Origin of the sequence: Microbacterium sp. NPDC058062 (assembly GCF_042885375.1) — a bacterium.
Taxonomy (GTDB): Bacteria; Actinomycetota; Actinomycetes; order Actinomycetales; family Microbacteriaceae; genus Microbacterium; species Microbacterium trichothecenolyticum_C.
Genome location: NZ_JBHVSC010000001.1, coordinates 221,549 through 240,743 on the forward strand (window position 1 = coordinate 221,549; position 19,195 = coordinate 240,743).

Consider the following 19,195-nt stretch of genomic DNA (forward strand, 5'->3'; position numbering starts at 1 on the left):
CGCGAAGCGGGTGCGGCGCAGCAGACGATCGTCGCCCGAAAACGGGCAGACTCGTCCCCTGCGGGGATCAGATGGCGGCGGGGAAGCGGCCGCTCAGCACAGCGCCGAAGGAGACGGTCCCCGACGCGACGGCACGAATCGCTCCGCCATCACGGGCGGCGATTCCGGTTGGAGTCATCAGCATCATCGGGGGACCTCCTTTCTCGACTTCAGACGCAGAGAGTGACGTTAGCGGGTGCGGGATACCCGCGTCAAGCTTTCTCGCAGATTCGGTGATCTCATGGCGTGTCGCGGCATCCGCGATGCGCTCGGCCGGTCCTCCCGGCAGGGGAGCCGCGCTCCGGTAGCGTAGGCGGGTAAACGACCGGGGTGGAAGGCGTATCCATGCACCTGAAGAGCGTGACGCTCAAAGGGTTCAAGTCGTTCGCCCAGCCGACGACCTTCGCCCTCGAGCCCGGCGTGACCTGCATCGTCGGCCCCAACGGCTCCGGCAAGTCCAACGTCGTCGACGCGCTCGCGTGGGTGATGGGGGAGCAGGGGGCGAAGACCCTCCGCGGCGGGAAGATGGAGGACGTCATCTTCGCCGGCACCGCGACACGTGGACCGCTGGGTCGTGCCGAGGTGCAGCTCACCATCGACAACAGCGACGGTGCTCTTCCGATCGAGTACTCCGAGGTCACGATCAGCCGCACGCTGTTCCGCAACGGCTCCAGCGAGTACGCGATCAACGGCGAGTCCTGCCGTCTGCTCGACGTGCAGGAGCTGCTGAGCGACTCCGGCCTGGGTCGCGAGATGCATGTGATCGTGGGCCAGGGCCGCCTCGACAGCGTGCTGCAGGCGACACCCGAAGACCGCCGGGGTTTCATCGAGGAGGCGGCCGGCATCCTCAAGCACCGCCGCCGCAAAGAGAAGACCCTGCGAAAGCTCGACGCGATGGAGGCGAATCTCACCAGACTCAGCGACCTCGCCGGAGAACTGCGCCGACAGCTGAAGCCGCTCGGCCGTCAGGCGGAGATCGCCCGCGAAGCGGCCACGATCGCCGCGGTCGTGCGCGACGCGAAGGCCCGCCTCTTCGCAGACGAGATCGTCGGACTCCGCGCCGAGCTCGCCTCGCACGCGCACAGCGAGCACGAGCGGCACGCCGAGCGCATCGTGCTGCAGGAACGGCTCGACAACGCCCGCGTGCGCATCGAGCAGCTCGAGAGCGACCAGCGATCCGAGAGCGTGGACCGCGCGCGCCGGGTGGCGTTCGGGCTCGAACGGGTGCAGGAGCGCCTGCGCGGGCTGTACGCGCTGGCCGGCCAGCGACTCGCACTCCTCGGAGACGCCGAGGACGAGGACCGCATCGAGCTCACGACGGTCTCGCAGGCGATCATCGACGAGGCGCGTGCCGAGATCGACGACGTGTCGGACGGGCTCGGTGCCGCGCAGGATGCCGCCGCCGAGGCCGCGCGCGGCGTCGTGCGCGCCCGCGCCGAACTGGATGCGCTCGACGTCGACATCGCCGCGCAGAGTGCACTGGTCTCGGAGCACGACATGCGCATCACCGCGCTGCGCGGCACCGCGGAGGCCGCGGCATCCGCTCTCGCTGCCGTGCGCGCGGCCGTCGAACGTCAGCAGAAGGCGCTGGATGCCGCGCTCGCGCGCCGCGCGGAGGCCGAGGCGATCCTTGCCGGTGTCGACCCCGACCTCGTCCCCGAAGAGTCCTCGGCCGATCACGCCGCGGCCTACGACCGGGCGCAGCGCGACGCCTCCGAGTCCGAGGCCACGGTCTCCTCGCTCCGTGAGCGCCTGCATGCCGCGGAACGCGAGCGCGAGGCGCTCACCGCGCAGACGGCGGCGCTGAGCCGGGCACTCGATGTGAAGAACGGCGCCTCATCCCTGATCGCCGAGGGGCGCGAGGGTGTCCGCGGGCTGGTCGGCGACGCCGTGCAGGTCAAGCCGGGGTTCGAGGCCGCGATCGCGGCGGTGTTGGGGCCGGTCGCCGAAGGCGTGCTGGTCGAAGACCGCGACAGCGCGTTCGCCGTGGCGGACGCCGCACGCGATGCCGAAGCGGGCGTCGTCGACATCGTGATCGCCGCGGCGGGCGTGATGCATCCGCAGTTTCCGAGCCTGCGCGGTGTGGTTCCGGCACGAGAGGTCGTGACCGCTCCTGAGGGCGTGCTCGGCCTGCTGTCGTACGTCGTGGTCACCGACGATCTCGACACCGCCCGCGACGCCGGACCCGAGCTGGCGAAGGCTGAGCTGGGCGGTCCGATCACCCTCGTCACCCGCCGCGGCGAGGTGTACACCGAGCACTCGCTGCGCGCGGGCGCGGGGGCCTCGCGTTCGCGGCTGGAGCTCGCGGCGGAACGGGATGCCGCCGCCGACCGCCGTGACGAGATCGCCGTCGTGGCGGACTCGCTGCGTGCTGCGCTGACAGACGCGACGAATGAGCTCGAGTCGGCGCGCCTGCGCACCAAGACCACGCTCGCAACCCTCCGCGAGCACGATGCGGCACTGGCCGCCCACGCGGAGCAGGTCAACCGGGCGACGGTGCGCCATGAGGCCGCGGTCGCGGAGTGCGATCGGCTCGCCGCGGGACTCGCCCAGGCGGCCGCGGCCGTCGAGGAGGCCGAGGGATCGGCGCGGTCCGCCGACGACCAGCTGACCTCGGCGCTCGAAGCTCCCCGTCCGATCCTCGACGCCTCCGCGCGCGAGGGCATGCTCGCCGCGCTCGAAGAGGCTCGCGACGGCGAGATGCGCTCCCGTCTCGACGTCGAGACGCTTCGCGAACGCATCCGTGCGGGCGAAGCGCGCGTGGTCGCGCTCGAACGCCAGCGTGAACGTGAGCGTGACGCGGCGGCCGAGGCAGCGCGCCGCGCCGTGGTCCGTCGCGCGCAGCGCGAGATCGCCGCCGGCGTCGCAGGTCAGCTGCCGGCGGTGATCGACTCGGTCGACCGTTCCCTGGCGCAGGCCCGCGCCGAGCTCGCCGCGGCGGAGTCCGAGCGCACGGCGGTGACGGCCGAGCTCGCCGAGCTGCGCACCCAGGAGAACGGGGTGCGGGAACGGCTCGCCGGCCTGACGGAGAGCGTTCACAGCCTTGAGCTGCAGATCCACGAGAAGCGTCTGCATGTCACCGGCCTTCTCGAGCGGGTGCAGTCGGAGCTCGGACTCGACGAGGATATTCTCGTTTCGGAATATGGTCCGGATCAGCCCGTTCCCGTCGATCCGGTCGCCCAACGGCCGCGAGATGCGGACGACCCCGAGGGCGCAGCATCCACTCCGTACGATCGCCCGCAGCAGCGTCGACGCCTGCAGGAGGCCGAGCGCAAGCTGGCGCAGCTCGGCCGGGTGAACCCGCTCGCGCTCGAGGAGTTCGAAGCGCTCGAGCAGCGTCACAAGTTCATGACGGAGCAGCTCGCCGATCTCACCCAGACGCGCAAGGACCTGCTCACGATCATCGAAGAGCTCGACGAGCGCATGCAGACGATCTTCCTCGCGGCATTCGAAGACACCAAGGTGGCGTTCGGAGAGGTGTTCCCGATCCTCTTCCCCGGTGGCACGGGCTCGATCGCGCTCACGGATCCTGACTCGCCCCTCACCACGGGGATCGAGGTGGCCGTGCGGCCCGTCGGCAAGAAGATCGAGCGGCTCTCGCTGCTGTCGGGCGGCGAGCGGTCGCTTGCGGCGGTGGCGCTGCTGACCGCGATCTTCAAGGCGCGCCCGAGCCCGTTCTACATCCTCGACGAGGTCGAGGCCGCCCTCGACGACGCGAATCTCGGACGCCTCCTCGGCGTCTTCGAGCAGCTGCGCGCCTCGAGCCAGCTCATCGTCATCACGCATCAGAAGCGCACGATGGAGATCGCCGACGCGCTCTACGGCGTCTCGATGCGGCAGGACGGCGTCTCGGCCGTGGTCGGACAGCGCATCGCCGAGCGCGTCGCCTCCTGAGCTGACTCTAGGCTGGGACCATGGCAGAGAGCTCCTGGTCGCTCGGACGCGCGCTGCGCGGAATGTTCGTCAAGCCGACCATCGACGAGACGACGTGGGAAGACCTCGAGACCGCGCTGCTCACCGCGGACTTCGGACCCGACATCACCGAGCGCATCGTGGACGAACTGCGCGAGAAGGTGGAGCGCTACCGCACCACCGACCCGAGGGACCTGCAGCGGATGCTGAAGGAGACGCTCGAGGAGCACTTCGCGAAGTTCGACACGACGCTGCGTCTGACCGAACGACCGGCCGTCGTGCTGGTCGTCGGGGTCAATGGCGTCGGCAAGACAACGACGATCGGCAAGTTCGCGAAGTTCCTGCAGCGCTACGGCCGCTCGGTGGTCGTGGGCGCGGCCGACACGTTCCGTGCCGCGGCCGTCGACCAGCTCGCGACGTGGGCGGAGCGCGGCGGCGCGACGATCGTCCGGCCGCAGCAGGAGGGCCAGGATCCGGCATCCGTCGCCTTCCAGACGATCGAGTACGCCAAGAGCACTGGTACCGAGATCGTGCTCGTCGACACCGCGGGACGCCTCCACACCAAGGGCGGGCTCATGGACGAGCTGAGCAAGATCCGGCGCGTCATCGAGAAGCAGGCGCCCATCAGCGAGGTGCTTCTCGTGCTCGATGCGACGACCGGACAGAACGGGGTGATGCAGGCGCAGGCGTTCCTCGAGCACGCCGGCGTGACCGGCCTCGTCCTCACGAAGCTCGACGGTTCCGCGAAGGGCGGGTTCGTCCTCGCCGTGCAGGAGCGCACCGGGATCCCGGTCAAGCTGCTGGGCCAGGGCGAGGGCATCGGAGACCTCACGGGCTTCACTCCGCACGTGTTCGCGGCATCCCTCGTCGACTGAATCGCCGCGCGGATCCGACCGAATCCGCGCCATGCCGCGCTCGGGCTATCGCGGACGCGCTCGTTGCGGTTTCATGGGGTCATGGCGATCGAGCACGACTACTTCGGACTCCTCGAATCGGGGCCTGACGGATCGATCTTCTGGTCGGAGAACGTCGAACTGGGAGACCAGTCCGTCACGGTGGATCTCACGGCTCCCGACCAGGACGACGTCTCCGAGGCGGCCCTCGACGTGGCCGCCGCGCTCATCTCCGCGATCGAGGACATCGACCGCAGCGCCCGCAACGCGATGGTCAACGAGCTGAGCGACCGCACCAGCGAGGTGACCGAGTACATCCTGCAGCAGCAGGAGGCGCTCGGCGACGCCCTCGAAGACACGCTCGTCGACATCTCGGGCGACGTGCACATCGACGTGATCCGCTCGCTGCAGCTGATGAGCATGACGATCCTCGCCGACGAGCACGGCGGCTCCGACCCGTTCGCCGTTCTCGAGTACGCCCTCGATCCCGACGCCACCGACGACGTGCTGCTCGTCAACCTCGACTCCGACGGCGGCGTGCTGTCGGTGACGAGCGCCGACTAGCGTCCGCTCGCCCTCAGACCGCCTGCGCGAAACCGCGGTCGACGTGCACGTCCTCCGCGATGTGCGCGAGGTGCGACGGGATCTCGCGCCCCTTGGAGATCATCGACTGCGCCCAGAGGCGCCCGGCGCGGTACGACGAGCGCACGAGCGGTCCGGCGAGGACGCCGAGGAACCCGATGCGCTCGGCCTCCTCCTTGAACTCGACGAACTCCTGCGGCTTGACCCAGCGGGCCACCGGCAGGTGGCGCGGCGACGGCCGCAGGTACTGCGTGATCGTGATGATGTCGGTCCCGGCAGCGTGCAGGTCCTCGAGCGCCTGCACGACCTCTTCCGGCTCCTCGCCCATGCCGAGGATCAGGTTCGACTTCGTGATGAGGCCGGCATCCCGTGCCTGCGTGAGCACGTCGAGCGAGCGCTCGTACCGGAACGCCGGGCGGATGCGCTTGAAGATGCGCGGCACCGTCTCGACATTGTGCGCGAAGACCTCGGGGCGGCTGTCGAACACTTCGCCGAGCAGCGTCGGGTCGCCGTTGAAGTCGGTCGCGAGGATCTCGACGCCCGTGTTCGGGTTCGCCGCGTGGATCGCGCGCACCGTCTCGGCGTGCAGCCACGCGCCGCCATCGGGCAGGTCGTCGCGGGCGACGCCGGTGACCGTGGCGTAGCGCAGGTTCATGCGCACGACGCTCTCGGCGACGCGGCGGGGCTCGTCGGTGTCGTAGTCGGCGGGCTTGCCGGTGTCGATCTGGCAGAAGTCGCACCGACGGGTGCACTGCGAGCCGCCGATGAGGAACGTCGCCTCCCGGTCCTCCCAGCACTCGTAGATGTTCGGGCAGCCGGCCTCCTGGCAGACGGTGTGCAGCTCCTCGGTCTTCACGAGCGAGTGCAGCGCCTGGTATTCCGGCCCCATCTTCGCCCGCGTCTTGATCCACTCCGGCTTGCGCTCGATCGGCGTCTGCGCGTTGCGGACCTCGAGCCGCAGCAGCTTGCGCCCCTCGGGAGCGGAGGAGGGGGAGACGGATGCTGCGCCCCCGGCGCCTGCGGATGCTCCGTGGCTCGTGCCGCACGCGCTCATGCCGGCACCCCCGCGAAGTCGTCGGCGAAGACCCGTGACACGGTGTCGATCACGTCGCTCGGGGAGATGTCGGCGCCGACGATCTCGCTGACGGTCGTGACCCCGGCATCCGTGATCCCGCAGGGGATGATCCCGCGGAAGCCTGCCAGCGAGTTGTCGCAGTTCAGCGCGAAGCCGTGCATCGTGACGCCACGCTGTACGCGCACGCCGATGGCCGCGACCTTGTCCTCGCCGAGCGGGCGGCGCACCCACACACCGCTGCGCCCCTCGACCCGGTAGCCGTCCACGTCGAACTCGTGCAGCGCGTCGATGAGCAACTGTTCCAGGCGACGCACGTGCGCGACCACGTCCACCGGCTCGACGAGGCGCACGATCGGGTAGCCGACCAGCTGGCCGGGTCCGTGCCACGTGATCTTGCCGCCGCGGTCGACGTCGACGACCGGCGTGCCGTCGGTCGGCCGCTCGTGGCGCGCCGTGCGCGCCCCTGCGGTGTAGACCGCCTCGTGCTCGAGCAGCAGAAGAGTGTCGGGTCGGGTCCCCGCGACGATGTCGGCGTGAAGGCTGCGCTGCAGCGCCCACCCGTCGAGATACGGCACGTAGTCGGGGGACAGGCCGACGGTCTGGATGTCGAGCATCGTGCTCCTTCGCTCTTCGCTTGTGGCGATTGATGGATCGCGTCCAACAATACATCCGCAGGGCGGAGTGCCGTCGCTCCCGGGCATCGTCCGGCACGCGCTCCGAGGGCGGCCAATAGGGTGGGCTCATGTCCACCGAGCCGCGCGCGGGGCGCCCCAAGGCGTCGTCGCGCGAGACCATCGCCGAGGCTGCCTGCGAGCTCTTCCTCGAGCAGGGGTACGAGCAGACGTCGATCGTCGACATCGCCCGTCGTGCCGGAGTGAGCCGATCCAGCTTCTTCAACTACTTCTCGTCGAAGTCCGACGTCCTCTGGGCGGGTCTCGACGAAAGGCTCACGGTCTTCGAGCAGCGACTCGAAGAGATGGATGGCACGGATGCCTCCGCCGCCGTTCGGGCCGCGACGCTGGGCATCGCCGAGTCCTTCGCGCCCGACAGCCTCGCCCTCGGGATCGTGAACGCCACGGCGATGGGTCTGGAGGCGGAGTACGAGCGCGATGCCGCGCTGCGGCGCGCGCGTGCGGCGCGAGCGGTCTCCGCTCGCCTGCTGGCGGGCGGCGCCGATCGCGTCCGCGCCGAGGTCGCCGGAGCGGCGTGGGGCGGCGCGGTCCTCGCCGCCGTCGAGGCGTGGGCGCACGACGGCGCGGGCCGCACGTCGCTCGCCCGCTTCCTCTCGCTCGCGGCCGACGCGGCGGCGCCGGTCTCGTCGACGGCTCCGGCCGGCGACGTCGCGCAGCTTCGCGTCGTGGTGCAGGCGGCAGCCTTCGAGCAGACCCTCGCGTTCTATCGCGACGTGGTCGGGATGCCGCAGGCCGAGGCATACGAGGCGGAGGGCGGCGCGCGCGTCGCGATCCTCGCAGCCGGTCGCGCAACGCTCGAGATCGCCAATCCTGCCCAGGTCGACTTCATCGACCGCGTCGAGACCGACGGCGATGCTCCGAGCGACCGGATCCGTCTGGCCCTCGAAGTCGCAGACGCGGCGAGCACCGCCGTACGGCTGTCCGACGCGGGCGCCGAGATCGAGGCATCCGCACGCGAGACGCCCTGGCGCTCGGTCAACGCGCGTCTCCGTGGCCCGGCGGGCTTGCAGCTCACGCTCTTCCAGGAGCTCGGCCCCGCGGAGTGACGCTCCACGGGAGCGAGGGTCTCTTGCCGGAGTCCTCTGGCAGCCGCCCCTGAGACGGTGCACGATGGTGCCCAGCGCACATCGTCGTGGGAGGTACCCGTGGAATCGGCATCCGCACTCTCCATGCACTGCTCCGTCGCCCTTATCGGGCCGACGGGTTCGGGCAAGACGATGCTCGCGGAGGCGCTGCTGCACCGATCCGGAGCGATCTCACGGCGGGGGGCGATCGAGCAGGGCACGACGGTCTGCGACCACGAACCCGAGGAGATCGCGCGTCATACGACGCTCGGACTGACACCGGCGTGGCTGTCCTGGCGTGTCGGCGACGCGGACTGCGGCATCACGCTCCTGGACACGCCCGGTCACCCGGACTTCGCGGGCGCCGTGGACGCCGCGCTGGCGGTCGCCGATGTGGCGGTGCTCGTCGTGAGCGCGATCGACGGCGTGACCGCCGGCGCCCGCGCATCATGGTCCGCTGCGGAGGCCGCCGGCGTCGCCCGGGTCGTCGTCGTGACCCAGGAGGACCGTGCGCGGGCGTCGTTCCGCGGAGTCCTCGATCAGCTCCGCGAGGAGTTCGGCGACCGCATCTGGGCGCTGGAGCTGCCCGTCGGGGAGGCGCAGTCCTTCCACGGCGTCGCCGACGTCCTTTCGGAGCAGGCCGTGCTGTACGACGCCGACGGCGGACAGCACGAAGAACCGGTGCCCGCCGACCTCGCAGAGGAGGAGCACCGCCTTCACCAGGCGGTCACCGAGGAGATCGTGTCGCGGGACGACGACCAGCTCGAGGCGTATCTGGAGGGACGGGAGCCCGCAGCAGCCGAACTCGGGCGCACGCTCGCCCGGACCGTCGCCGCCGGAGACGGCGTGCCTGTCGTCGTATGCTCCGGTGTGACCGGGACGGGAGTCGACCGCGTGCTCGACCTCCTGGGGGAGCTCGCTCCCGCCGTGGCGCACCGTGACAGCAGCATCGTGCTCGGCGTGGACGAAGACGGCGGAGGAGGCCGCGAGCACAGCGTCGCGCCGGAGCCTGCGGGCGAAAAGCTGGTCCACGTGTTCCGCACCGTGGCAGACCCGTTCGTGGGTCAGATCGCGATGCTCAAAGTTCTCTCGGGAGTCCTGCGACCCGGTGATCGCCTGCGCAACGCCACGACGGGCGTCGAGGAGCGGATGCCGGCGCTGTTCCGGCTTCGGGGCGCCGACCATCTGCCGGTCGACGCGCTGCAGGCCGGCGAGATCGGGGCCGTCGCCAAGCTCGCCGGCACGCCTTCGGGCTCGCTGCTGTGGAGCCGGCCCCAGACGAACGCCCGTCCTGCGCGGCTGCCCAGTCGGCCGCCGGTGTTCGCGATGAGCCTGCAGCCGGTGTCGCAGTCGGACGATACGAAGCTCACGACGGCGCTCGGTCGCCTCCTCGCCGAGGACCCGACACTCGTCGTGGATCGGGTCGGGCCGGACACGATCCTGCGCGGACTCGGCGACACGCATGTGGCGGTCGCCGTCGAGCGGCTCGCGCGTGTGCTCGGCGTGCATGTCACGACCGGCCCCGCACCGGTCGCCTACCGGGAGACGATCGCGCACGGCGCGGCGGCGGAGGGCAAGCTCAAGAAGCAGTCGGGCGGACACGGGCAGTTCGCCGTCGTCATGCTGCGGGTCTCTCCGCTCGCTCCTGGAGGGGGTTTCGAGTTCGTCGACTCCGTCGTCGGCGGTGCTGTGCCCCGCTCGTACATCGCGGCCGTCGAGAAGGGCGCACGTGACGCCCTCGCCGCCGGAGGCACGCTCGGGCATCCGGTCGTCGACGTTCGCGTCGAGCTCTACGACGGCAAGTCGCACTCGGTCGACTCGTCGGAGATGGCCTTCCGCACCGCCGCGGCCATCGGGGTGAGGGCCGCGCTCGCGCAAGCCGGGGCTGTGCTGCTCGAACCCGTCTCGACGGTGGTCGTCGTCGTGCCGGCTGCCGGACAGGGGCATGTGCTGACGGACCTGTCGGGACGCCGGGGTCGCGTGGTCCAGTCGGAGACGGACGCAGACGGACGCACCCGCGTCATCGCGACCGTCCCGGACGCGGAGCTCGCGCGGTACGTGCTGGACCTGCGCGCACTCACCGGTGGTCAGGCGGAGCTGACGCTCACTCCGTACGGCTATGAGCGGGCGCCCGAGGGTGCGCGCACGTGAACCACGCGTGAAACGGCGAGGCGACGCCGCCCGGCGAAGCACGTGGCGCGCTCCCGTAGAATCGGGGGATCATGGCGACTTTCGGCACCCTCTCCGACCGGCTCACCGAGACCTTCCGCAACCTCCGCACCAAGGGCAAGCTCACGCCCGCGGACGTCGACGGCACGGTCCGCGAGATCCGGCGCGCCCTACTCGATGCCGACGTGGCGCTGCCTGTCGTCAAGGAGTTCACTGCCAAGGTGCGCGAGCGTGCGCTCGGCGACGAGGTCAACCGGGCCCTGAACCCGGCCCAGCAGGTCGTGCAGATCGTCAACGAGGAGCTCATCGCGATCCTCGGCGGCGAGCAGCGCCGCCTGCAGTTCGCCAAGAACCCGCCGACCGTCATCATGCTCGCGGGCCTCCAGGGCTCCGGAAAGACGACCTTCGCGGGCAAGCTCGCGAAGATGCTCGAGAAGGACGGCCACACGCCGCTCCTCATCGCCGCCGACCTCCAGCGGCCGAATGCCGTCAACCAGCTGCAGGTCGTCGCCCAGCGCGCCGGCGCCGCGATCTACGCGCCTGAGCCGGGCAACGGGGTCGGCGACCCGGTCAAGGTCGCGAAGGACGGCGTCGAGGTCGCCCGTCGCCAGCAGCACGACGTCGTCATCATCGACACCGCCGGCCGTCTCGGTGTCGACGCCGAGCTCATGAAGCAGGCCGCGGACATCCGCAAGGCGACCGATCCCGACGAGGTCCTCTTCGTCATCGACGCGATGATCGGTCAGGACGCCGTCAACACGGCGAAGGCGTTCCAGGACGGCGTCGACTTCACCGGCGTCGTGCTGTCGAAGCTCGACGGCGACGCACGCGGTGGCGCCGCGCTGTCGGTGGCCTCGGTGACCGGCCGCCCGATCATCTTCGCGTCGACGGGTGAGGGTCTCGACGACCTCGAGGCGTTCCACCCCGACCGCATGGCGTCGCGCATCCTCGACCTCGGTGACATCCTCACCCTCATCGAGCAGGCGCAGCAGGCGTTCGACGAGGAGGAGGCGCTCAAGGTCGCCGAGAAGCTCGCGACCGAGACCTTCACCCTCGAGGACTTCCTCGCCCAGATGCAGCAGATGCGCAAGATGGGCTCGATGAAGAAGATGCTCGGGATGCTCCCCGGCATGGGGTCCATGAAGGACCAGCTCGAGAACTTCGACGAGCGCGAGATCGACCGCACCGAGGCGATCATCCGCTCGATGACCCCCGCCGAGCGCCGCAACACGAAGCTCCTCAACGGCTCCCGCCGCCTGCGCATCGCGCGCGGTTCGGGCATGACGGTGACCGATGTCAACCAGCTCGTGCAGCGGTTCGACCAGGCCGCGAAGATGATGAAGACCGTCGCCCGCGGCGGCGTGCCGAACATCCCAGGCATGGGCCCGATTCCCGGCGCCGGGCGCCCGGGTGCGTCGTCGAAGCGCGGCAAGCAGCAGAAGGCCAAGGGATCGCGGTCGGGCAATCCGGCCAAGCGCGCCGCCGAGAACGCAGGCATCGCGGCGGAGGCGGCGGAGGCGCCGACCGGCTCCGGCTTCGGGCTCGGCGGCGGTGGCGCGAAGGGCGCGCCGACCGAGGCCGACCTCGCCGAGCTGCAGAAGATGCTCGGCCGCGGCTGACAGCGAAGGAAACGGATGCTGCGGCCCGCAGCTGGGCCTACGCGCCCGGAGGCTCCGGGCGACGCGCCAGCGGCGCCTGGAGTGGGCGTGGGGACCGTCAGCCCGCACGTCTGCGCAGGATCAGTTGCCGAGCGCGGCGAGATGCTCTCGCAGGGTGGGGCCTGAGCGGAACTCGCCCACGAGGTGACGCACGACCTCGCGGAGGTCGCCGTGCGCGGCGTCGGCGATCGCGAGCTGACGCGAGTAGCTGGCGCCGTCGCTGAGGATCGTCCGGATCCCTGCCAGCTCGCGTGCGCACTTGAGCTCGACGGCGATGTCGTCCACCTCCTCGAGGGTTTCGCGGAGGTGGTCCACGACGGGGCGCTGCGTACCCGCGTGGTCCACGATCACACGGGCATCGAGGCCGTAGCGGGCGGCGCGCCACTTGTTCTCGCGGATGAACCAGGGCTGGATCGTCTCGAGCGGCAGCCCTTCGTCGAGGCGTCGCGAGAAGTGCTCGACCAGCACCTGGACGAGCGCGGCGACCGCGGCGAGCTCCGGGAGCGTCGACATCCCGTCGCACGCACGGACCTCGATCGTCCCCCAGCGAGGGGCGGGGCGGATGTCCCACCGCACCTCGCTGGCGTCCTCCATCACGCCCGTCTTCACCATGTCGTCCAGGTAGCCCTCGAACTCGGTCCAGTCGCGCAGCGGCCAGGGGAGTCCCGCGGTCGGCAGCTGCTGGAAGACGAGGGCGCGGTTCGATGCGTAACCCGTGCGGTCACCCGCCCAGAAGGGGCTCGACGCCGACAGCGCCTGGAGGTGGGGGAGGTACACGGCGAGGGCGTTGATGATCGGGAACACCTTGTCGACGTCGTCGACGCCGACGTGCACGTGGATGCCCCAGATCATCATGTTGCGACCCCACCACTGGGTGCGCTCGATGAGCTTGTGGTACCTGGTCTTGTCGGTGACGCTCTGGTCGTACCACTGCGCGAACGGGTGGCTGCCGGCGCACAGCAGATCGACGCCGTGGGGGTCGGTGTATGTGCGCACCTCGGCGATCGCGTCGGCGATGTCGTCGACGGCGGCGGCGACCGTGTCGCCGATCCCGCTGGTCAGCTCGACGGTGTTGGTCAGCAGTTCCCCGGTGACCGTGTAGCGCTCGAGGGTCGATCGCTCCTCGAGGGCGGCGAGCAGCCCGGGCGCGCCCGGGATGAGGTCTCCGGTCACGGCATCGGCGAGCATCAGTTCCCACTCGAGACCGACGGACGATCGGGCGGATGTCGCGAAGGGCACCGTCATGGGCACAGTCTGACATGGGGACTCGCCGGACCTTCTTGGTTCACGGCATCGTTCGTCATCTGGCAGAATAGAGGGCTGGATCACCCGCTCGACCCTCTATCCAGCGCGGAGATCCTCCCTCAGAGCTTCCGCCGGGTGTGCACCCCACTCTCCAGGCGACCGGTTCAATCACTTTCCACACATTCAGGAGAATCGTGGCTGTCAAGATTCGTCTCAAGCGCCTCGGCAAGATCCGTGCGCCCTACTACCGCATCGTCGTGGCCGACTCGCGCACCAAGCGCGACGGTCGTGTCATCGAGGAGATCGGCAAGTACCACCCCACCGAGGAGCCCTCGTTCATCGAGGTCGACTCGGAGCGCGCGCAGTACTGGCTGTCCGTCGGCGCCCAGCCGACCGAGCAGGTGCTCGCCATCCTCAAGCTGACCGGCGACTGGGGCCAGTTCAAGGGCGACAAGAACGCGGTCTCGACCGTGAAGACCCGCGAGGACAAGGCCGCTTTCGAGGCCGACGCCTCGAAGAAGTCGGTCGTCAAGCCGAAGGCTGAGAAGAAGGCAGAGGAGCCCGCCGAGGCTCCCGCCGACGAGGCGACCGACGCGGCCGACGCCGCCGACGAGTCCGCCGAGTAATCCGTTGCTCGCCGCCGCGCTCGAACACGTCGTCAAGGGGATCGTCGATCACCCGGACGACGTCCGCATCGACTCGTCCACGTCGCCGCGAGGCGACGTGCTCGAGGTGCACGTCCACCCCGAAGACCGGGGTCGCGTGATCGGGCGCGGCGGCCGCACGGCCAAAGCCCTGCGCACCCTCATCTCCGCCCTCGCCGACGGACGCCGTGTGCGCGTCGACGTCGCGGACGACTGAGGTGTCAGGCGAAGACACCACGGGATCGGGCGCCGACGCCCGGAAGCCCGTGAACGCAGTTCCCCCCGCGGGCAAGACGCAGCTCCGGGTCGGCCGCCTCGTGAAGGCGCACGGCCTGAAGGGCGCGATCAAGCTCGAGCTGTACACCGACGACCCGGAAGGACGCTTCGTCCCCGGCGCGACGTTCACGCTCCAGGTGCCCGAGTCGTCGCCGTGGCACGGCAAGCCCCTCACGGTGCGCGAGTTCAAATGGATGAACAGCCACCCGGTCGCCTTCTTCGACGGTGTCGACGACCGCGACGCGGCCGAAGGGCTCATCCGCGCGATCCTCTGGGTCGACGAGGACATGCAGGCCTCGCCCGCCGAAGAGGACGCCTGGTTCGACCACCAGCTCGTCGGCCTCGACGTCGTGCGTGACGGGGAGACCGTCGGCAAGGTCGCACGCGTGGACCACTTCCCCTCGCAGGACCTGCTCATCGTGAAGGTCCGCGACGACGAGGTTCTGGTGCCCTTCGTCAAGGCGATCGTGCCCGAGGTCGACATCGCGGGCGGTCGCGTGATCGTGACACCGCCCGCAGGACTCTTCGAAGAGATCCCGGACGACGGCGAAGAGGCTCCTTCCGAGCCCGACGCCGACGACTCCACCGACTGACTCCTCTTCACTGCGCGCAGCCGCTCGGCGTGCGGCAGATGTGATCTGCGGGAAACACGGCGGGAAACGCCCCGGAATCTCCGTCCGGGACCATCGAAGACATGGGCGAAGTGCGCACCGTGTGCTCCTACTGCGGCGTCGGCTGCGGTATCTCGGTGACGACCTCGGGCGCCGAGGCGGGGCATCCGCTCGCCATCGCGAAGGTGGCGGGCGACCGCGCGCACCCCACGAACGCGGGGCGGCTGTGCACCAAGGGCGCGACCCACGCCGAGCTCATGCAGGCTCCGGGTCGCATGACCACGGCGCACGTCCGGCCGTCGCGCGGTGAGCCCGCGGCGCCCGTTCCGGTCTCCGATGCGGTGACGGATGCTGCGGCCCGCCTCCGCGCGATCCTCGACGAGTACGGTCCCGACGCGATCGCGCTGTACGTCTCGGGGCAGATGAGCATGGAGGCGCAATACCTCTCGAACAAGCTGGTCAAGGGGTACCTGCGCGGCATCCACATCGAGTCGAACTCGCGGCTGTGCATGGCGTCGGCCGGCACCGGCTACAAGCAGTCGCTGGGTGCCGATGGACCGCCCGGATCGTATGAGGACTTCGACCGCGCCGACCTCTTCTTCGTGATCGGCTCGAACACGGCCGACTGCCACCCGATCCTGTTCCTGCGCATGGCCGACCGGCTGAAGCAGGGCGCGAAGCTCATCGTCGTGGACCCGCGTCGCACCACCACCGCGGACCGCGCCGACCTCTTCCTGCAGATCCGGCCCGGCACCGACCTCGCGCTGCTGAACGGCCTCCTGCACCTCCTCGTCGAGGCCGGCGACATCGACGAGGAGTTCATCGCCGCCCACACCGAGGGCTGGGAGCACATGGACGAGCTCCTCGCCGAGTACCCGCCGGCGCGCGTCGCAGAGCTGACCGGACTGGCCGAAGACGACATCCGCACCGCCGCCCGCTGGATCGGCGAGGCCGGCGAGTGGATGACGCTGTGGACGATGGGGCTCAATCAGTCCACCCACGGCACGTGGTCGACGAACGCCATCTGCAACCTCCACCTCGCGACCGGCGCGATCTGCCGCCCCGGAAGCGGACCGTTCTCGCTGACCGGCCAGCCGAACGCGATGGGCGGGCGCGAGATGGGGTACATGGGGCCGGGTCTGCCCGGCCAGCGCGCGGTGTTCAGCGCGCCCGACCGCGCGTTCGTCGAGGACGTCTGGGGACTGGAGTCCGGTGCGATCCGCGCGGAGTCGGGCTCGGGCACGATCGACATGTTCCGGCGCGCGGCCGACGGCGAGATCAAGGCCGTCTGGATCATCTGCAGCAACCCCGTCGCGTCGGTGGCCAACCGCAAGACCGTGATCGAGGCGCTGGAGACCGCCGAGCTCGTCATCGCACAGGACGTCTACACCGAGACGGCCACCACCGCGTACGCCGACATCCTGCTGCCGGCCACGCTGTGGGTCGAAGCCGATGGCGTGACGGTGAACAGCGACCGCACGCTGACGCTCGTGCGCGACGTGATCGCGGCGCCGGGCGAGGCGCAGCCGGACTGGCTCACGATCTGCCAGATCGCCCGTGCGATGGGCTTCGAGGGGTTCGACTTCGCCTCGAGCGCCGAGGTGTTCGACGAGATCCGACGCTTCTGGAACCCGCAGACCGGGTGGGATCTGCGCGGTGTGACCTACGAGCGGCTGCGTGAGACGCCGGTGCAGTGGCCCGCGCCGCCGGACGACCCCGGGACGCGGCATCCGATCCGGTATCTGAACGACGGGGTGAGCCAGTCGCTGCACGTCGAGGACGACGGCACGGTGCCGCGCCTCGCGTTCGCGACGCCGTCGCGGCGCGCGCAGTTCCTCGCACGGCCGCACCTGGCACCGGCTGAGCTTCCCGACGACGACTACCCCTGGGTGCTCAACACCGGGCGCCTCCCGCACCACTGGCACACGCTGACGAAGACCGGCCGCGTGGCCAAGCTCGCGAAGCTGCACCCCGGACCGTTCGTCGAGGTGCACCCGGCCGACGCCGAGCGGCTCGGCATCGCCGAGGGCGATCAGGTCGAGGTCGCCTCGCGCCGCGGCCGTTTCGTCGTGCCCGCGGTGCTCACCGACCGTGTGCAGCCCGGCGGGCTGTTCGCGCCGTTCCACTGGAACGACGAGCACGGAGAGTACGTCACCGTCAACGCCGTGACGAGCGACGCGGTGGACCCGCTGTCGGCGCAGCCGGAGTTCAAGTTCGCCGCCGTGACCCTCCGCCGGGTCGGCCCGGCGGTCGGGGGAGCAGGATCGTCGACCGCATCCGCCGACGAGGCGCTCGCGAGCGCCGGCGTGGCGCTCGCGCCGCCGCAGCTGAACGATCTGGAGGGCGCCTACCTCGCAGGCTTCCTCTCGACGGTGCGGTCGGTGGTGCTCGCTCCGGGCGAGGTGCCGGTGCTGCCCGCCGAGGCCCCGCTCGGTGCGCTCGTGCGGGCGTGGTTCGACGGCGTGCTCGCGGGGGCCTTCTCCCGCACCGCGGTCGGCGTGGCGATGCCGGGGGCCGAGGGCATGGACGAGGTCGTCGTGCTCTGGGGCTCGCAGACGGGGAACGCCGAGGAGTTCGCGACGGCGGCGACCGCCGCACTCGGCGCGCGCGGCATCCCCGCGCGTGCCCGGAGCATGGCGGAGCTGCGCGCGACGGACCTGACGGCGGTGAAGCGTCTGCTGGTGGTCACCTCGACGTTCGGCGACGGTGGGCCGCCCGACAACGCCGCAGCCCTGTGGCATGAGCTCAACGCCGACGGTGCGCCCGAGCTGTCGGGGCTGCGCTACGCGGTGCTCGCGCTCGGCGACTCGAACTACGACGACTTCTGCGGCCATGGTCGGCGGCTCGACAGTCGCCTGGGCGAGCTCGGCGCGACCGCTCTCCTCGAACGAGTCGATCTCGAGCCCGACGCCGACGAACCGCGCGAGGCGTGGCTGGCCCAGATCCTCGACACCCTGGCCGCGGAAGGGACGACGGGTGCGGCATCCGTCGCCCTCCAGGCTCCGCCGGCGAAGCGCCTGTTCAGCCGCGCCAACCCCGTGCTCGCACCGCTCGTGCGCAACGACCTGCTCAGCGGTCCGGGTTCGCAGAAGGAGGTGCGGCGCTTCGCGTTCGACCTCTCGGATTCGGGCGCGACGTACGAGGCCGGAGACTCACTCGGCGTCGTGTGCGCCAACGCTCCGGCGGTCGTCGCAGAGTGGATCGATGCGACCGGCATCGCGCCGCTCGAGATCGTGGAGGTCGACGGCGAGGAGCGCACCTTCGCCGATGCCCTGCGGACGCGGCTCGACATCACGAAGACGCCCGTCGACCTGGTGCGCTTCATCGCCGAGCGCAGCGGCGACAGCATGCTCGCCGGCCTGCTGCGGCGTGAGAACAAGGGGCGCCTCGAGCAGTTCCTGTGGAGCCAGCAGGCGGTCGACCTCGTGCGCGACTTCCCGGTGCGGGCCACCGCCGCCGACTGGGCCGGCGTGCTCAAGCGACTGCAGCCCCGTCAGTACTCCATCTCGTCGAGCCCCAAGGCCGACCCCGACACGGTGGAGCTCACGGTCTCGGTGGTCCGCTTCGAGACCGACTCCGGACGCGCCCGCGGCGGCGTGTGCTCGACGTTCCTCGCGGATGGCGACGCCCTCGGCGCGCCGGTGTACCTGCAGCGGTCGCCCGCGTTCCGCCCGCCGGCCACCAGCGAGACCCCGATGATCATGATCGGCCCGGGCACCGGGATCGCCCCGTTCCGCGCGTTCCTGCACGACCGTCGCGCCGACGGCCACACCGGCCGCAACTGGCTGTTCTTCGGCGAGCAGCACGCCGCGAGCGACTTCTACTACCGCGACGAGCTCGACGAGATGCGCGAGGACGGGTTCCTCACCCGCTTCGATGTCGCGTTCTCGCGCGACCAGCGGCAGAAGATCTACGTGCAGGATCGCATGATCGAGCACGGCGCCCACCTGTGGCGCTGGCTCCAGGACGACGGCGCGCACGTCTACGTGTGCGGTGACGCGATGCGCATGGCCAAGGACGTCGACGCCACCCTGGTCGCCATCGCCCAGCAGCACGGCAAGCTCTCCGAAGAGGCCGCCGCCGAGTACGTCCGCGGCCTTGCCGCCGACGAGCGGTACGTCCGCGACGTCTACTGAGCGCGGCCCTGGCCGACGCTGCCGGTCGCGGGACCCGCAGCTTCACGCGGTCGCGGCCGTCGCGAACCCCCGCCACCCTCCTGTTCGTTCGTCACAGATGTACGCAGATCGGCGACGTTCGCGTACATCTGTGACGAACGAACGCGCCGTTGACCAGGATGCGGACGGACACGCAGAAGAGCGGATGCCTCGGGTCGAG

At 70.5% G+C, this 19,195-nt stretch carries 13 protein-coding genes; 10 read left to right on the forward strand and 3 right to left on the reverse strand.

Annotated features, from left to right (window positions below; translation table 11 throughout):
- The first annotated feature begins 384 nt into the window (after positions 1 to 384).
- The 3 genes from smc to ACFVSU_RS01055 all read left to right on the forward strand — a co-directional run bounded on the left by smc (position 385) and on the right by ACFVSU_RS01055 (position 5,408).
- Positions 385 to 3,933, forward strand: a complete 3,549-nt coding sequence (gene smc, locus ACFVSU_RS01045; RefSeq protein WP_387136870.1) for a chromosome segregation protein SMC — start codon at positions 385 to 387, stop codon at positions 3,931 to 3,933.
- 20 nt (positions 3,934 to 3,953) lie between these two features.
- Entirely contained in the window at positions 3,954 to 4,826 is an 873-nt protein-coding gene (gene ftsY, locus ACFVSU_RS01050; RefSeq protein WP_045297906.1) for a signal recognition particle-docking protein FtsY, read from the forward strand.
- An 81-nt stretch (positions 4,827 to 4,907) separates the two neighbouring features.
- On the forward strand, positions 4,908 to 5,408 hold the full coding sequence (locus ACFVSU_RS01055) for a DUF2004 domain-containing protein (protein ID WP_045297905.1): 501 nt from the start codon (positions 4,908 to 4,910) through the stop codon (positions 5,406 to 5,408).
- A gap of 13 nt (positions 5,409 to 5,421) precedes the next feature.
- Here ACFVSU_RS01055 and lipA read toward each other — a convergent pair whose 3' ends face one another.
- Together lipA and lipB are read right to left on the reverse strand one after the other, a co-directional pair.
- Positions 5,422 to 6,480 (reverse strand): lipoyl synthase, encoded by a 1,059-nt coding sequence (lipA, locus tag ACFVSU_RS01060; RefSeq protein WP_387136874.1) that lies wholly within the window; start codon positions 6,478 to 6,480, stop codon positions 5,422 to 5,424.
- Positions 6,477 to 7,202, reverse strand: a complete 726-nt coding sequence (gene lipB, locus ACFVSU_RS01065; protein ID WP_387136876.1) for a lipoyl(octanoyl) transferase LipB — start codon at positions 7,200 to 7,202, stop codon at positions 6,477 to 6,479. Before lipB ends, lipA begins: the two co-directional genes overlap by 4 nt.
- Before the next feature lie 41 nt (positions 7,203 to 7,243).
- Between lipB and ACFVSU_RS01070 the strand changes: the two genes are divergently transcribed.
- From ACFVSU_RS01070 to ffh, 3 genes are all read left to right on the forward strand, one after another.
- Positions 7,244 to 8,239 (forward strand): TetR family transcriptional regulator, encoded by a 996-nt coding sequence (locus ACFVSU_RS01070; protein WP_387136878.1) that lies wholly within the window; start codon positions 7,244 to 7,246, stop codon positions 8,237 to 8,239.
- Positions 8,240 to 8,338: 99 nt separating this feature from the next.
- A complete protein-coding gene (locus tag ACFVSU_RS01075) occupies positions 8,339 to 10,408 on the forward strand; it encodes an elongation factor G (protein WP_387136880.1) in 2,070 nt (689 codons plus the stop codon).
- A 71-nt stretch (positions 10,409 to 10,479) separates the two neighbouring features.
- The gene (gene ffh, locus ACFVSU_RS01080; protein WP_310291237.1) at positions 10,480 to 12,045 is read left to right on the forward strand and encodes a signal recognition particle protein; all 1,566 of its coding nucleotides are present in this window, start codon (positions 10,480 to 10,482) and stop codon (positions 12,043 to 12,045) included.
- Between the two features lie 120 nt (positions 12,046 to 12,165).
- Here ffh and ACFVSU_RS01085 read toward each other — a convergent pair whose 3' ends face one another.
- The gene (locus ACFVSU_RS01085) at positions 12,166 to 13,329 is read right to left on the reverse strand and encodes a glutamate--cysteine ligase (protein ID WP_387136883.1); all 1,164 of its coding nucleotides are present in this window, start codon (positions 13,327 to 13,329) and stop codon (positions 12,166 to 12,168) included.
- Positions 13,330 to 13,523: 194 nt separating this feature from the next.
- Between ACFVSU_RS01085 and rpsP the strand changes: the two genes are divergently transcribed.
- From rpsP to ACFVSU_RS01105, 4 genes are all read left to right on the forward strand, one after another.
- Entirely contained in the window at positions 13,524 to 13,955 is a 432-nt protein-coding gene (gene rpsP / locus ACFVSU_RS01090; protein ID WP_387136885.1) for a 30S ribosomal protein S16, read from the forward strand.
- A 4-nt stretch (positions 13,956 to 13,959) separates the two neighbouring features.
- Positions 13,960 to 14,190 carry an RNA-binding protein gene (locus ACFVSU_RS01095; RefSeq protein ID WP_106814138.1) on the forward strand — a complete coding sequence of 77 codons (231 nt, stop codon included), beginning with the start codon at positions 13,960 to 13,962 and terminating at the stop codon, positions 14,188 to 14,190.
- A gap of 49 nt (positions 14,191 to 14,239) precedes the next feature.
- Positions 14,240 to 14,842 carry a ribosome maturation factor RimM gene (rimM, locus tag ACFVSU_RS01100; protein ID WP_387136888.1) on the forward strand — a complete coding sequence of 201 codons (603 nt, stop codon included), beginning with the start codon at positions 14,240 to 14,242 and terminating at the stop codon, positions 14,840 to 14,842.
- 101 nt (positions 14,843 to 14,943) lie between these two features.
- Positions 14,944 to 18,996 (forward strand): molybdopterin-dependent oxidoreductase, encoded by a 4,053-nt coding sequence (locus tag ACFVSU_RS01105; RefSeq protein WP_387136890.1) that lies wholly within the window; start codon positions 14,944 to 14,946, stop codon positions 18,994 to 18,996.
- Positions 18,997 to 19,195 lie beyond the last annotated feature (199 nt).